We start from the raw sequence: 13,374 nt of genomic DNA, 5'->3' as shown, positions 1-13,374 counted from the left end.
GCCACACCGGCAGCCACACCGCCGCCTCAGCGGACGTAGACGCGGTGTGTGCCGAGCCATTCGTTCATCTGCAGCAGGTACGCGAACAGCTGCGGCCCGGACATGAGCTGGCCGAACCATGGCAGCGGCGAGGACTGATCGGCCTGCAGCAGCTCGCGGATCTTCGCGACGTTGACGAGCGGCAGCAGCGGCGAGGCCGGATTGTCCAGCACCTCCTGGAGTCGGCCTCGTACGGCGCCGAGGTAGTTCGGGTTATGCGTCTTCGGGTAAGGGCTTTTTTTGCGCGTCAGCACGTCGCTGGGCAGCACGCCGCGCAGCGCCTTGCGCAGGATTCCCTTCTCGCGATCGCCGGCGGTCTTGATCGCCCAGGGTATATTCCATACATATTCCACCAGCCGATGATCGCAGAACGGCACGCGTACCTCAAGACCGACCGCCATGCTCATCCGGTCCTTGCGATCGAGCAAGGTCGGCATGAAGCGCGTGATGTTGAGATAGGACATGATTCGCATGCGTCGTTGCTGCGGCGTCTCGCCGTCCAGGTGCGGAACTTCCTTGACAGCGTCCGTATAGCGGTCCCCGATGTAATCAAGCGGCTTCACCCACGAGGCCAGATCGGGTGAGAGCAGCTCGGCGCGCATCGGCGAAGCCAGAGCCCACGGGAACGTGTCGGCATTGAGCGCTTCTTCGCGATGGAACCACGGATAGCCGCCGAATAGTTCGTCCGCGGCCTCGCCGGAAACGGCGACGGTGGCGCCTTTTTTAATTTCGCGGCAAAACAGATAAAGCGATCCGTCGATGTCGGCCATGCCTGGCAGATCGCGGGCGGCGACAGCCGCGCTGAGCGAGTCGACGAGCTCAGGCGTGTCGAATTCGACGGGGTGGTGAACCGTGCCCAGGTGCTGGTGCATGCGCTTGATCCATACCGCGTCGGCATTGGGCTGGAAGGCATTGGAACGAAAATGCTTGTCGTTGTCGGCATAGTCGACCGAATACGTATGCACGGCGCCCTGGCCGGTGCGGGAATAGTAGCGTACCGCCAGCGTTGTCAGCGCACTGGAGTCAAGTCCGCCGGAGAGCAGCGTGCACACGGGCACGTCGGAGACGAGCTGGCGCTCGACTGTATCGGCGAGGAGTTCGCCGACCCGCTTCGCCGTCTGCTCCACGTCGTCGGGATGCGGGCGGCTCTCCAGCTGCCAGTAGGTCCGAACGCGCGCCCCGTTGCGGTCGACCATCATGCAGCGGCCCGGCCGCAGCTCCGCAATTTGCTTGTATACCCCTTGGCCCGGCGTGCGCGCCGGACCGATTACGAACAGCTCAGCCAATCCCTCGGCCCCGATCTCAGGCGGGCAATCGGGATGGGCCAGCAGTGCTTTCGGCTCGGAGCCGAACAGGAATTTGCCCCCGACCGTGCTATAAAAAAGCGGCTTGACCCCGAGCCGGTCCCGTGCCAAAAACAGTTGCTCCCGCACATTATCCCACACCGCGAAGGCAAAGATGCCGTTGAGCCGATCCAAGCAATCCATGCCCCACTCCATATAAGCTTGCAGCAGCACTTCGGTGTCGCAGCTCGTCGTGAACCGCGTCCCACGGCTTTCCAGCTCGCGTCTCAGCTCGGGCGCATTGTACAGCTCGCCATTGTAGACGATGATATAGGGTTGCTCGCCGCGCATCCGTACCATCGGCTGCGCGCCATGCTCCGGGTCGATGACGCTCAGGCGGCGATGACCGAGCGCGCAGTGCGTCGTGATCCAGGTGCCGGAGGCGTCCGGCCCGCGCGGCGCAAGCGTCTCGGTCATCTGCTCCAGCGTGGCGCTCTGCATGGTGAGGTCGGAGGTCCAGTCGATCCATCCGGTAATTCCGCACATGCTGCTTCATTCCTCTCTGTCGAATATTGCAGGGCGTTATACCCGGGTCTCAGAGATATATGCACCGGGCGGGAATAAAATGTCTGCCCGGAGGGGGATGCTATGCGGAAGAGCCGGGTAGCGGCTTGGACGAGGAGGCGAGCAGGACGTGGACGATACGCAGGCGAAGGCAGCACGCAAAACGTATTACGTATCCGTCGGCGCAGGGCAAATTCTTGAGGATCCGGAGGCGGCATCGTACGAGCTGATCATTCGGGCCAACGAAGAAGAATTGAATCGGCTGCAGGAGCTGTTCGAGGAGCTCTCCAGCTGGGATGAGGCAGAGACGTGGCATTTTTCGCTGCATCCGTTCGGGAGCGCGACGCAGCAGCAGATGTCCTCGACGACGCAATTTTTCATTGAAAAAATCTACAACTTGCTGCACGAGCTTGGAACGGATGAGACAAGGGCGCATATTGAATCGATGCATCTGAATGTGCGTGGATAGGGGAGGGCGAGCGGCGTGACGATCGGCAAGGCTGAAGTGCGGCGAGTCCTCAAGCTTGACGGCGTGCTGTGCGCGGAGGTCGAGGTGGCGACCGGCGACCGTCAGGGGCGCACGATGCTCGCCCGGATATGCAGGGGCGACGAGCAGGATTTCGTGCTGCGGCAGGTAGTGCATAACGATGCGGATTACACGGCGGACTGGTACGACAACAACTTGCACCAGGCCTATGCGGCCGTCGAGGCAAGTCATATCGAAGAGGAGGTCGGCATGAGCGGCAAGCAATTCCTGCAGACGATTCTGGCCGACCCTTCTGTGCGCGTCGAACTGAATAGGCTCATTTAGAACCCAAGCCCGTCGTTTACTCGACGGGCTTGTTTTTTCTGAAAAATGGCAGATCGAGGGCGAAGGCCTTGCTGCTCTGCTTGCGCTTGCCCTCGCGGATGAAGGCGAGCGCCGCATTGATTTCGCCGCCGAGCAGAATGATGATGGAGCTTAAGTACAGCCAGATCAACAGCACGATAATGCCGCCGATGCTGCCGTACGTCTTGGAGTAATTGCCGAACTGGCTCACATAGAACGAGAACGCAAGCGAGGTGACGATCCAGCCCAGCGTCGCAAACAGCGAGCCGGGCAATACGTCCCGGAAGGTCAAAAATCGGTTGGGCGTAATTTTGTACAGCAGCATGAACACCCCGACCATAATCAGCAGCGGTATGATATATTGGGCGATCGTCCAGACCGGATCGAAGCCGGACGGATAATTGAGCAAGCGAAACACTTGCTCGCCAATGACTTGTCCGAAAATAAGCATTAGCATGGATGTGATGATGATCAGCGCCAGCACGACGGTCGACAGCAGCGAGATGCCGCGAACCTTCCAGAACGGTCGGTTTTCTTCCTCGTCGTACGCTTTGTTCAGTCCTTTGATAATGGCGTTGATGCCGTTGGAGGCGGCCCAAAACGTGGCGAGCATGCCGACGCTCAGCAAGGTGCCGCTGCCGTTCTCGCGTACTTCATCGAGGATCGTGGTCACCATCGTCGCGGAATCGGCGGGCATAAAGCTGGCTATCGCATCGATGACCTCTTGCTCCGATACCTGCGTGTAGCCGATCACGGTGACGAGGAAGATGAGAAATGGAAAAAAAGCGAGAATCAAATAATACGTCAGTTGCGCACCGAGCGCAGGAACCTCGTCATCCTGGAAGCGGCTATACAGCTCTTGTACGAAATCGCCGAACGAAACGCGGCTTTTTGTCATGGTCTTCCCCCCTGCTCTTGGATCTGCTATTCCTATAGTATGCGACAGTTTATAAAGGGTATAACCGAAACAAAGGGGGCTTGAATCGCGGCTTGGCCGCTGCGGGGCAAACAAAGCAAACAGCCCCGGTCCCGCAAGGTCGGGACCGGGGCCTGCCCCCGCAATCATACCTCCAACAGCAGCAGCACAATCGAGGAGAGGCTCAGACAAGCGCTGATCAGGCAGAGGAAGGCGACGACCTGCTTGGTCGTCAAGCCTGCTCGCAGCAGCCGGTAATGGGCTTGGCTTGCGTCGGCCTGATAGATCGACTTGCCCTGCAAAAAGCGTCTGGCGACGACGAACAGATTGTCGAAGATCGGCACCCCGAGCGCCAGAATCGGGATGAACAGCGACAGGACGGTGGCCTGCTTGAACGCGCCGTCGAGGGCGATGACCGCCAGGACAAAGCCCAGGAAGGTTGCGCCCGCATCGCCCATAAACACCTTGGCCGGCGGCTTGTTAAAGCGCAAGTAAGCGAGCGTGACGCCGACCAGCGCCGCCGCCATGATCGCGGAGCCGCTCTGGCCCATCGCCAGAGCGACGATGAACAGCGTCGCGCCGGAGATTGCCGAGAGCGCGCCTGCAAGGCCGTCCATGCCGTCCGAGAAATTGATGACGGTCGTTACGCCAAATATCCACAGGATCGTCAGCGTGAATTGCAGCCACACCGGCAGCATCACGTACTGCTCGGTGAACGGGTTGAAGAAGCCGCTGAACTTGATGCCCGCCGCATAGACGAGCACGGCGGCCGACACCTGCACGAGCAATTTCGGCAAGGCGGGGAAATCCTTGCCCTTGGTCTTGAACCAGTCGTCGAGCGTGCCGATCGACAAAAGCAGCACGCCGCCGCCGAAGAGTGCGGCCGTCTCCCACGATAAATCGCGGGCAATCAGCACATAAGCGGCAAAAAAACCGACAAATATCGCATAGCTGGCGGTGAGCGGAATCGGCTCGCGGTGCAGCTTGCGCTCTACGCCGGCTCTGGGCTTGTCCACAAAATCAAGACGAAAGGCGAGCCGGCTAAGCGGGGGGATCAGCACGTATACGACGGCAAAAGCAATGAGCAAGGTCAAAAGGTAAAGAATTGTTCTCACCACCAAAGGAAGATGAAATCTGGAATTTCGCTTTTTTTCGCTAAGCTTAATTATAATAAAGAGTCCGTCCATTGTCGAATTAAAAAACCTACAGGAATCAAGGAGGATGGTTGTTTTCGAAAATAAATCAAAATTTAATTTTTAATTGCAAATCGAAAGAGAAATGATATAATTTATTTCGAATTGAACGAATACGGAATGGAAGGGATTCGAAGGAATATGGAAAATGGAGGAAATCCCGTGCTGGATGACATTGATCGCCGACTGCTCAGCGCATTGAATGCCAACAGCCGGACTTCTTACACCGAGCTTGCCAAGGAGGTCGGGCTCTCGCGCGTAGCGGTGCAGGGGCGCGTAACGGCGCTGCAGGAGAGCGGCGTGATCGAACGATTTGCCTGCATCATCAATCCGGAGAAGCTGGGCATTACGGTGTCCGCGTTTTTTAACGTGGAAGCGGAGCCTGCCAGCCTGATGGAGATCGCGGATCGGCTGGCGGAGGAGCCCGAGGTGACGAGCCTCTACCATATGTCCGGTCCGAGCAAGCTGCATATGCATGGTTTGTTTGCCGGCAACAAGGAGATGGAGGCGTTCCTCCAGCATCGCTTGTACAACTTGCCGGGCGTGCGGAGCGTGGACTGCCAAGTGCTGATCAAGCGCTACAAAAGCCGCATGGGGATGCGGCTATAAGAAAGGATGGACCTACATGGGAGAAGAAGCGGGCGGAGCGCTGACCGCAAAAGAGGCAAAGCCGATTGAAAAAACTGCGGCGGCAGTGCGGTACAAGGAGCTGTGCATTGCGCTATTGCGCACCGGGCTGGTCGGTTACGGCGGAGGGCCAGCGACGATTCCGCTCATTCGCCATGAGGCGGTGACCCGCTTCAAGTGGATGGACGACGACGAATTCGGCGAGGTACTGGCGATTGCCAATACGCTGCCGGGACCGATCGCGACCAAGCTGGCGGCGTATCTCGGGTACCGGCTGTGCGGCTGGCCCGGCGGCGCAGTGGGGGTGGCGGCGCATATTGTGCCGACGGGAGCGGCGATGATCGGTCTGTATGCGTTCATGGCGTTTTTTCAATCGTCCCCGATTATTCAGGGCATGATCGCCGGCGTCGTGCCGGTGGTCGCGGTCATGCTCGGGGTCATGGCCTATGAATTCGGAGAGAAGGCGGTGAAGGGACTTGGCTTGTGGCTGGGCGTCGGGCTTTTTGCCGGTGCGTTCGCCTTGCTGCAGCTCGCGGGTCTGCACCCGGCGATTGTCATTTTTGCCTATTTGGTCTACGGCGCGTTCCATCATCGGGTCAAGGCGCGCTGGAAAGCGCGTCCCAGGCGGCCCGATCGCGAGGGGGGACTGCCATGGAATGGGTAGAGCTTTTTATCCGCTTTATGCTGGCGAATATTTTCGGCTACGGCGGCGGACCGGCTTCGATCCCGCTCATGTATCGCGAGGTCGTCGACCATGCCGGCTGGATGAGCAGCACGGAGTTCTCGAATATGCTGGCGCTCGGCAACGCCCTTCCCGGACCGATCGCCACCAAGATCGCGGCATTCGTCGGCTATGACGTCGGCGGCTGGCTCGGCGCGACGGCAGCGCTGCTCGGGACGGTCGCACCGTCGGCGATCGCGCTCATCCTGCTGCTCAAGCTGCTGCAGCGCTACAAGCAATCGTCTTCGGTGAAGGGGATGACGCTGCTCGTGCAGCCGGTCATTGCGGTGATGATGCTAATGGTGACGTGGACCAGCCTGCGCGAGTCGGTGCTTACGATCGGGTTCTGGCAGTTTGCCGGAATCGCGGCGGCGGCGCTTTATTTGATGAAATTTCGCGGCATCCATCCGGCGCTGCTGATCGTGGCGGCCTTTGTATACGGCGGGATCTTTTTGTCCTAGTCTCTAGCGGCTGCGTCGGTAATACGTGAGCGCCAGCGCCAATGCAAGCACCGAGCCTTTGACGATGTCCATTGCATAATAGGAGACGGACAGCATGACAAGGCCGTTCTGCAGCAGACCGATCAATACCGCGCCGGCGAATGTGCCGAGCGCATTCGGCTTGCCCGCCCCCAGCACGGAATAGCCGATAAAGGCCGCCGCTACCGCGTCCATGAGATAGGGGGCGCCGGAGCTGACCTCCGCACTCAGAATGCGGGCGCCGAGCATCATGCCGCCAATGCCGGCGAACAGGGCCGACAGCAGATAGGCCATTAACCGATAGCGCGACACGGCAATGCCGGATAGCTCGGCCGCTTCGCGATTGCCGCCGATCATATACAGATAGCGGCCCTGCTTGGTATAGGTCAAGCCGACATGGACGAGCACGACGATGACGAGCATGATGACGATGATCCAGGGCACCTTGCCGAGCGTGCCGAAGAGGGTGGGAATGACGCCTTCGGCGTAGCTGCCGTCGGACATGATCATATTTTGCGAGACTGTGGCGCCGCGCGTATACGTCATCGCCACGCCCTGGAAGACGAACATCGTGGCGAGCGTCATGAGCATGTCCTGAATTCTGAAGTTAATGACGAGCAGGGCGTTCACCAGCCCGACCAGAAGACAGAAAAATATTGTAACGGCTACGGCAACGCCAAGTCCCTGACCGTGCCAGACGAACATCGAGATCACGATGGCGTTGCCGATCGAAGCGGTGGAGCCGATCGAGAGGTCAAAGCCGCCCGCCGCCAGCGAAATCGTCAAGCCAATGGCGATAATGGTCACAACCGCAATAGAACGAAAGATGTTGATCATATTGTCTCCGGTCAGGAATCTGTCCGTAGACAGGCTAAATACAGCGACAATCAAAACGATGGTGATCAATGTGCCGTAGTTGTATAAAAAGTGCAGCATCCGGCTGCCGAAGCCGGGCTTAGCCGCAGTTGCCGTCTTCACGTTGCTCCGCCTCCTGTGCTGTAGAACAGCAGTTCTTCTTCTGTCGTCGCCGCTGTTTCCAGCTCCTTGACGATTTTTCCGTCGTACATGACATAGACGCGATCGGTGATGCCGACGATCTCGGATAGCTCACTGGTGGCGTACAGCACGCACTTGCCGCGTTGGGCCAGCTCGTCCACGAGCTGGAAAATGTCTCGCTTCGCTCCGACATCGACGCCTTTGGTCGGCTCGTCGAATAGATACACCGCCGCGTCGGCGAGCAGCCATTTGCCGATTGCGATTTTTTGCTGGTTGCCGCCGGACAGATTGCCGGCCCTGGTCTGCGCGCTCGGTGTCTTGATGCCGAGACGACCGATCATGGCTTCGGCCGCACGGCGCTCCCGCCCGCGTCGTATCCAGCTCCCGACCAGGCTGTAGCGACCGAGTGTGGGGACTGTCAGATTGGCCCCGACCGACTCTTGGACCAGGATGCCTTCTTTGCGCCGTTCCTCGGGGACGAGGGCAAAGCCTCGGCGCACTGCTTGATAGGGCGTTCGGGCGCGCGCTGACGCTCGCCCGTCGAGGACGACCTCGCCCATCGCGGTGCGAGAGGCGCCGAACAACGCCCGGCATAGCTCGGTCTTGCCGGCGCCGACGAGTCCGGCGAGACCGACAATTTCGCCTTTGCGAATCGAGAGATCGATTGCGTCGAGCCGTCCGGGGTCCCGCAGCTGACGCACCTCGAGGAGCGGCTCTCCGATTCGCCTGCTGGACCGGGGGAACTGCAGCTCCATGCGGGCGCCCAGCATATGCTCCACGATCTCTTCCTGGCGCAGCGCCTGCAGACGCTCGCGCAGCACGAAGCGGCCGTCCCGCATGATCGTAATGTCGTCGCAGATGTCATACAGCTCGGGCAGCCGGTGCGAGATAAAAATGATGCCGACGCCGCTTGCCTTCAGCTCGCGTACGAGTCGAAACAGCTCGGCCGTCTCTGCGCTGCTCAGCGGGGCTGTCGGCTCGTCGAGCACAAGATAGCGGCATTCGAGGGAGGCTGCGCGGGCAATGAGCACCATTTGCTTCTCGGCCAAGGTAAGGTCCTGAACAAGCTTGCGCGAATCGACCCGGACCTGCAGCCGGTCGAGCTGCTGCTGCGCGCTGCGATGCAGCGTGCGCCAGCGCACGAGATGACGGCCCTTCATGTCGTGAACGAGCTGCTCGAGCATCAGGTTTTCGCCGACGCTCAGGCTGGGAATCAGCGCAGTGTCTACTTCTTGATAGACGACCTGGATCCCAAGCGTCTTGGCATTGCGAGGCGAGCGAATTGCCGCGGCAGCGCCATCGATCTTGATCGTTCCGGTGTAATGATCGTAAGCGCCGCCCAATATTTTCATCAGGGTTGATTTGCCGGCGCCGTTGGCGCCGATCAGCGCGTGGACACGGCCGCGCTCGGCGCAAAAATGCATGTCCTTCAGCGCCTGCACACCCGGAAAAGCGATCGAGATGTCCTGCATTTCCAGCTTGCCGGGCTGCTTCTCCGTCATCGCTCATTCTTCCTTTCATTTAAAATCGACAAGGCGCTCCCTCCCCGGGGGGAAAGGAACGCCTGCCGTGCCATACGGGCTTGCCGTGCGGTGGCTTTATTTTTCGTTTGCTTCTTTCAGCGCTATCATCCAATCTTCCTCGAATGCATCCGATATGCCCCAACCGGGAATCAGCTCGGCGAGGTTGATCATGTTGACAGGCTCGTCCGATTGCGCCAACTGCTCGCGCGTAATGAGCGACGGTTCAAGATTGTACGTGGCGGGCGTCTCCTCGCCGGCAATTTTTTTGGCCAGCAGGCGGACATTGACGGCGCCGATCATTTTCGGGTCGACGGCGGCGGTGGCTTCCCAGGAGCTGTTCTCCTCTTGCATGAGCTGCAGGTCGAGGCCCGAGACGTCGATGCCGTAAATTTTGATTTCATTGCGATTCGCTTCTGCAATCGCCCGTGCCGCTCCTTGCGCAAAAAAGTCCCACGTAGCGAAAATGGCGTCAATTTCGCCCTTCGGATACTTCGTCAGCATTGCGGCCACGGCGTTCTGGGTCTGTACGCTGGTGTCTTCGGCGGCGACTCCGAAGCGGGCCAGCTCCGTGATGCCGGGATGCTCGGCCAATACTTGCTGATACACGGCGTTGCGTCGCACCATCGGCGGGAAGCCGTCGACCCATAGATACAGAATGTTGGCGTCTTCGCCCTGTTCCTCGACCAGCTTGTCCAAGGCGAGCTGCGCGAGCTGCTCGTCGTTCTGGGAGGTCATGGTCACGCCTTCGATAGTGCCGATCTCGGCGGCCGAGTCGAACGTGACGACCGGAATGCCTTTATCGACGAAGTTTTGCACGCCTTCGACCGAAGCCTGGTCGTCGCCGTGGGAAATGATGACGCCATCGTAGTCGCCGTCGGCGGCTTGCGCGATAGCGTCGTGAAATTCGGCAGCGTTGCCGCTGGCGGCAAAGGTGTCGACTTTGAAGCCGAGCGCTTCGCCTTCCTGCTTGGCTCCGGCCAAAAATTGCGCGGTATGATCATCGCCGCCGATTTTCCGGATCACCATAATTTTTATTTCGTCCTTGTCGGCAATGGCGACAGGCAGATCGAGCTCGCTGGCGGTCGAGGATTCGGAGTGGCCTGCCGCGTTGTCGTCATTGCCGGAACCTTTGTCGTTTCCGCCGTTGTTGGCCGCTTGACCGCAGCCGGCTACGAGCAGGACCAGAGCAAGCAGCAACAGCACTACTGTTTTTGAAGTCCTTTGCATGGTGTGTTTCTCTCCTTTTTTCTGTCTATCTTTAATCATAAGTTATCCTATAGGAATTTGTCATAATCGTCAATCTCAATTTTCTCATTCGACAACATTCGACCCTTGCTATTCTAGCATAGCGTTCATTTACATTCCATCGCTATTTTCGACTGCCAATCCGGGATTGCTTTTTTAAAAGCGGCGTGGTAAAATGGCCTAGGTTTTTCGATTTGATGATTGGTCCCAGTAGCTCAGTTGGATAGAGCAACGGCCTTCTAAGCCGTCGGTCGGGGGTTCGAATCCCTCCTGGGACGCCAAGTCGACTTTACATAAGGCCTGGAGCAGCCATGATTGAAGCCGCCAGAGTCCCTGTTCGTACGGGATCGGCGGCTTTTTGCGGCAAACGGCAAGGCGATTTTTGCTTTGGCTGACGCTGTGCTATAATCAGAGCGTACATAAGCAAGCTCAATAACCGCAAATGGCAGGTCCGGCGGGACAAAAGGGCGGTGAACCATGATGACAACGACCAATACGCCACACGATAAAGCCGGCAAAGAGAATGTATACCTATTCCCCAAAATGCTGGATCATTATCAGGTACAGCTCACTCGCATGCTGGAAGCCGAACGCTACGGCGATGCGCGCGACTTGCTGCGCTTCCTGTTGCAATGCCAAGGTGAAGAGCAGCGGCATTACGAAGAATGGGAAAATCTGTTGAATTGGCTCGACATGGCCTTTCCTTCATCGGACGGCGGCCGGGACGAAGAAGCCGCGGATGAAAACGAACTGCGGCGGCAGGCGCTCGATCCGGGCGAGCAGGACGAATCATACGTCCAGCAAGTGCTATATATAATGAAGCATCATCCGATGATCGATCAGCAGTTGCTCGCGCTGGAACGCGCCGCCTTGCTCCGGCACCCGGAGGTGGACGGCGAGCTGCTCGGCTGGCTGTCCGAGACGGAGCTGCACCCTGTGCTTCAGTTCAAAGTGCTGCAATGCCTGCGCAAGCGCGGCGTATCCGGACGGGTGAAGCTGCAGCGGCTCGGCGAAGAAAGCGAACTGGAGATCGAGCTTACGCCGCTGGGCTTGGAGGACTTCCCGGCGCCGGTGCAGCGGATCGTCGAGCGCGTGGAGCAGGTAACCGAGCCGATCGATCCTACGCTGCCGCATTTTGCGCGCGAGCTCTGGAAGGAATGCTTGCAATTTTTGTATGGCACGACGACTTATGGCTGGATGCTGCACGACGACGAGGAATCGATTGATTGCTTCGCCGCGTCGCTGCACTTGACGCTGCTGCTCGTCGTCCACGGCACAGCCAATGACGACGAAGTCCGCGATGCTTACGGCATTACGGACGCGCTTCGTTTTCGTTACGAGCAGGCGAGCCGCGTGCTGCGACAGGTCGCGGATGCGAGCCGGGGCAAGGAGGACGACTCCGAGCCTTGAAAATCAAATCGATGTTGTTTATAATGGAATGGTTTATGATCGGAAAATAAGTGCGGACACGTATTTTTGGAGGGGAAAAGCATAAAATGAAAGCAACATGGGAAAAGATAGAACAGAACGTCGGCACGCTCGACGTTGAGGTGGAAGAGTCGCGCGTCAAGGACGCGCTGGATCAAGCGTTCAAAAAAGTCATGCCGAAGGTCAATGTGCCCGGCTTCCGCAAAGGAAAAGTGCCGCGCGGCATTTTCGAATCGCGTTTCGGCGTCGAGAGCCTGTATCAGGACGCCATCGACATTTTGCTGCCGGACGCCTATTCCGCGGCTGTCAGCGAGACGGGCATCCAGCCGGTAGACCGTCCGGAGATCGATGTCGAGCAATTCGCCAAGAACGAACCGTTCAAATTCAAAGCAAAGGTCACGGTCAAGCCGGAAGTGGAGCTGGGCGAGTACAAAGGTCTCGAAGTTCCCGCAGCAGAGGCCGAAGTGACCGACGAGGAGCTGCAAGCCGAGCTCGAGCGTCTGCAGGAACGTCATGCCGAGCTCGTCGTCATCGAAGAAGGCGAGGCGGCCAAAGGCGATACGACGATCATCGATTTCGAAGGCTTCGTCGACGGCGAAGCGTTCGAGGGCGGCCAAGCGGAGCGCTACACGCTCGAACTCGGTTCGGGCTCGTTCATCCCGGGCTTCGAGGAGCAGTTGATCGGCATGAATATCGGCGACTTCAAGGACGTGGAAGTGAACTTCCCGGAGGAATACCACGCCGAGAATCTGGCCGGCAAGCCGGCAGTATTCAAGGTCAAGCTGCATGAAATCAAACGGAAAAGCCTGCCCGAGCTGGACGACGAGTTCGCCAAGGACGTCAGCGAATTCGACACGCTCGAGGAGTACAAGGAAGATCTGAAGGCCAATCTGAAGGAGCGCAAGCTCAAGGAAGCCGAGCAGGCGCGCGAATCGGCAGTCATCGAAAAAGCGGCCGAAGCTGCCCAGGTCGAAATTCCGGAGGCGATGATCGCCTCAGAGACGGATTACATGCTGAAGGACTTCGAAAATCGTCTGAGCCAGCAAGGCATGAACCTGGAGCTCTACTATCAATTCTCCGGTCAGGACGAGGCGGCGCTGCGCGGACAGATGCGCGCAGACGCGGAGAAGCGCGTACGCAACAACCTCGTGCTGGAGCAGATCGCCAAGGCGGAAGGGATCGAGGTATCCGAGGACGAGCTGAGCGAAGAGCTGGAGAACATGTCCAAAATGTACAACCGTCCGGCAGAGGAACTGCGCACCATCTTCACCGGCAACGGCAATCTCGCCAACCTCAAGGAAGATCTTGCGCTTCGCAAAACGATCAAGTTTTTGATGGAGCACAGCAAGACGGCTACCGAAGTCTCCTAGCCGAGCTTGCTGCAGGGCGCAATGGATACTGCCGTCCTTTGGCGGCGGCGCAAGTTTCGTTCCGCCAAATTTGCTCGCTTTGAACATAACGACAAGGCACGTGCTTTCCGTACGTGCCTTCTTTTGAAACGCGTTATACATAATTTGCAAGCCGGCGCGCA

General features: G+C 58.6%; 13 protein-coding genes and 1 tRNA gene. 8 read left to right on the top strand and 6 right to left on the bottom strand.

What is annotated here, in order from left to right:
• Window positions 1–26: 26 nt before the first annotated feature.
• Window positions 27–1,868 carry an asparagine synthase (glutamine-hydrolyzing) gene (asnB, locus tag IDH44_RS05605; RefSeq protein ID WP_190915505.1) on the bottom strand — a complete coding sequence of 614 codons (1,842 nt, stop codon included), beginning with the start codon at window positions 1,866–1,868 and terminating at the stop codon, window positions 27–29.
• A 148-nt stretch (window positions 1,869–2,016) separates the two neighbouring features.
• Here asnB and IDH44_RS05600 point away from each other — a divergent pair, with 148 nt between their 5' ends.
• Both IDH44_RS05600 and IDH44_RS05595 read left to right on the top strand, forming a co-directional pair.
• Window positions 2,017–2,355 carry a hypothetical protein gene (locus tag IDH44_RS05600; RefSeq protein WP_190915503.1) on the top strand — a complete coding sequence of 113 codons (339 nt, stop codon included), beginning with the start codon at window positions 2,017–2,019 and terminating at the stop codon, window positions 2,353–2,355.
• A gap of 15 nt (window positions 2,356–2,370) precedes the next feature.
• Window positions 2,371–2,697 carry a hypothetical protein gene (locus IDH44_RS05595; RefSeq protein ID WP_190915501.1) on the top strand — a complete coding sequence of 109 codons (327 nt, stop codon included), beginning with the start codon at window positions 2,371–2,373 and terminating at the stop codon, window positions 2,695–2,697.
• Window positions 2,698–2,713: 16 nt separating this feature from the next.
• On the opposite strand, the gene IDH44_RS05590 is transcribed toward IDH44_RS05595, so the two are convergent.
• Both IDH44_RS05590 and IDH44_RS05585 read right to left on the bottom strand, forming a co-directional pair.
• On the bottom strand, window positions 2,714–3,613 hold the full coding sequence (locus IDH44_RS05590) for a YihY/virulence factor BrkB family protein (RefSeq protein ID WP_190915499.1): 900 nt from the start codon (window positions 3,611–3,613) through the stop codon (window positions 2,714–2,716).
• A gap of 164 nt (window positions 3,614–3,777) precedes the next feature.
• Window positions 3,778–4,746, bottom strand: coding sequence for an MraY family glycosyltransferase (locus tag IDH44_RS05585; protein ID WP_190915600.1), 969 nt, complete (start codon window positions 4,744–4,746; stop codon window positions 3,778–3,780).
• Between the two features lie 219 nt (window positions 4,747–4,965).
• Here IDH44_RS05585 and IDH44_RS05580 point away from each other — a divergent pair, with 219 nt between their 5' ends.
• From IDH44_RS05580 to IDH44_RS05570, 3 genes are read left to right on the top strand one after another with little or no spacing between them, the layout of a single operon-like run.
• Complete coding sequence (locus IDH44_RS05580) at window positions 4,966–5,433, top strand: Lrp/AsnC family transcriptional regulator (protein WP_190915497.1); 468 nt, start codon at window positions 4,966–4,968, stop codon at window positions 5,431–5,433.
• A 16-nt stretch (window positions 5,434–5,449) separates the two neighbouring features.
• The gene (locus IDH44_RS05575) at window positions 5,450–6,115 is read left to right on the top strand and encodes a chromate transporter (RefSeq protein WP_190915495.1); all 666 of its coding nucleotides are present in this window, start codon (window positions 5,450–5,452) and stop codon (window positions 6,113–6,115) included.
• Window positions 6,103–6,633, top strand: a complete 531-nt coding sequence (locus IDH44_RS05570; protein ID WP_190915493.1) for a chromate transporter — start codon at window positions 6,103–6,105, stop codon at window positions 6,631–6,633. The genes IDH44_RS05575 and IDH44_RS05570 overlap by 13 nt, the downstream gene beginning before the upstream one ends.
• A gap of 3 nt (window positions 6,634–6,636) precedes the next feature.
• Here IDH44_RS05570 and IDH44_RS05565 read toward each other — a convergent pair whose 3' ends face one another.
• The 3 genes from IDH44_RS05565 to IDH44_RS05555 all read right to left on the bottom strand — a co-directional run bounded on the left by IDH44_RS05565 (window position 6,637) and on the right by IDH44_RS05555 (window position 10,397).
• Window positions 6,637–7,587, bottom strand: a complete 951-nt coding sequence (locus IDH44_RS05565; protein ID WP_190915599.1) for an ABC transporter permease — start codon at window positions 7,585–7,587, stop codon at window positions 6,637–6,639.
• 38 nt (window positions 7,588–7,625) lie between these two features.
• The gene (locus IDH44_RS05560) at window positions 7,626–9,149 is read right to left on the bottom strand and encodes a sugar ABC transporter ATP-binding protein (protein WP_190915491.1); all 1,524 of its coding nucleotides are present in this window, start codon (window positions 9,147–9,149) and stop codon (window positions 7,626–7,628) included.
• 96 nt (window positions 9,150–9,245) lie between these two features.
• Window positions 9,246–10,397, bottom strand: coding sequence for a sugar ABC transporter substrate-binding protein (locus IDH44_RS05555; protein WP_190915489.1), 1,152 nt, complete (start codon window positions 10,395–10,397; stop codon window positions 9,246–9,248).
• A gap of 222 nt (window positions 10,398–10,619) precedes the next feature.
• Here IDH44_RS05555 and IDH44_RS05550 point away from each other — a divergent pair.
• The 3 genes from IDH44_RS05550 to tig all read left to right on the top strand — a co-directional run bounded on the left by IDH44_RS05550 (window position 10,620) and on the right by tig (window position 13,213).
• Window positions 10,620–10,696, top strand: a tRNA-Arg gene (locus tag IDH44_RS05550).
• 196 nt (window positions 10,697–10,892) lie between these two features.
• Window positions 10,893–11,825 (top strand): hypothetical protein, encoded by a 933-nt coding sequence (locus tag IDH44_RS05545; protein WP_223869384.1) that lies wholly within the window; start codon window positions 10,893–10,895, stop codon window positions 11,823–11,825.
• Window positions 11,826–11,911: 86 nt separating this feature from the next.
• Window positions 11,912–13,213, top strand: coding sequence for a trigger factor (tig, locus tag IDH44_RS05540; protein WP_190915487.1), 1,302 nt, complete (start codon window positions 11,912–11,914; stop codon window positions 13,211–13,213).
• Window positions 13,214–13,374: the final 161 nt, after the last annotated feature.

Origin of the sequence: Paenibacillus sabuli (assembly GCF_014705605.1) — a bacterium.
Lineage (GTDB): Bacteria > Bacillota > Bacilli > Paenibacillales > Paenibacillaceae > Paenibacillus_D > Paenibacillus_D sabuli.
Note: the sequence above shows the minus strand (reverse complement) of the source record. Positions and strands in the feature narration are given on the sequence as shown.

Excerpts from the sequence above, each read along its gene's own strand:
- IDH44_RS05570 (WP_190915493.1), top strand. The coding sequence starts at position 6,103 with ATGGAATGGGTAGAGCTTTTTATCCGCTTTATGCTGGCGAATATTTTC.
- IDH44_RS05555 (WP_190915489.1), bottom strand. The coding sequence starts at position 10,397 with ATGCAAAGGACTTCAAAAACAGTAGTGCTGTTGCTGCTTGCTCTGGTC.
- IDH44_RS05590 (WP_190915499.1), bottom strand. The coding sequence starts at position 3,613 with ATGACAAAAAGCCGCGTTTCGTTCGGCGATTTCGTACAAGAGCTGTAT.
- IDH44_RS05565 (WP_190915599.1), bottom strand. The coding sequence starts at position 7,587 with ATGCTGCACTTTTTATACAACTACGGCACATTGATCACCATCGTTTTG.
- tig (WP_190915487.1), top strand. The coding sequence starts at position 11,912 with ATGAAAGCAACATGGGAAAAGATAGAACAGAACGTCGGCACGCTCGAC.
- IDH44_RS05560 (WP_190915491.1), bottom strand. The coding sequence starts at position 9,149 with ATGACGGAGAAGCAGCCCGGCAAGCTGGAAATGCAGGACATCTCGATC.
- IDH44_RS05580 (WP_190915497.1), top strand. The coding sequence starts at position 4,966 with ATGGAAAATGGAGGAAATCCCGTGCTGGATGACATTGATCGCCGACTG.
- IDH44_RS05545 (WP_223869384.1), top strand. The coding sequence starts at position 10,893 with ATGATGACAACGACCAATACGCCACACGATAAAGCCGGCAAAGAGAAT.
- asnB (WP_190915505.1), bottom strand. The coding sequence starts at position 1,868 with ATGTGCGGAATTACCGGATGGATCGACTGGACCTCCGACCTCACCATG.
- IDH44_RS05575 (WP_190915495.1), top strand. The coding sequence starts at position 5,450 with ATGGGAGAAGAAGCGGGCGGAGCGCTGACCGCAAAAGAGGCAAAGCCG.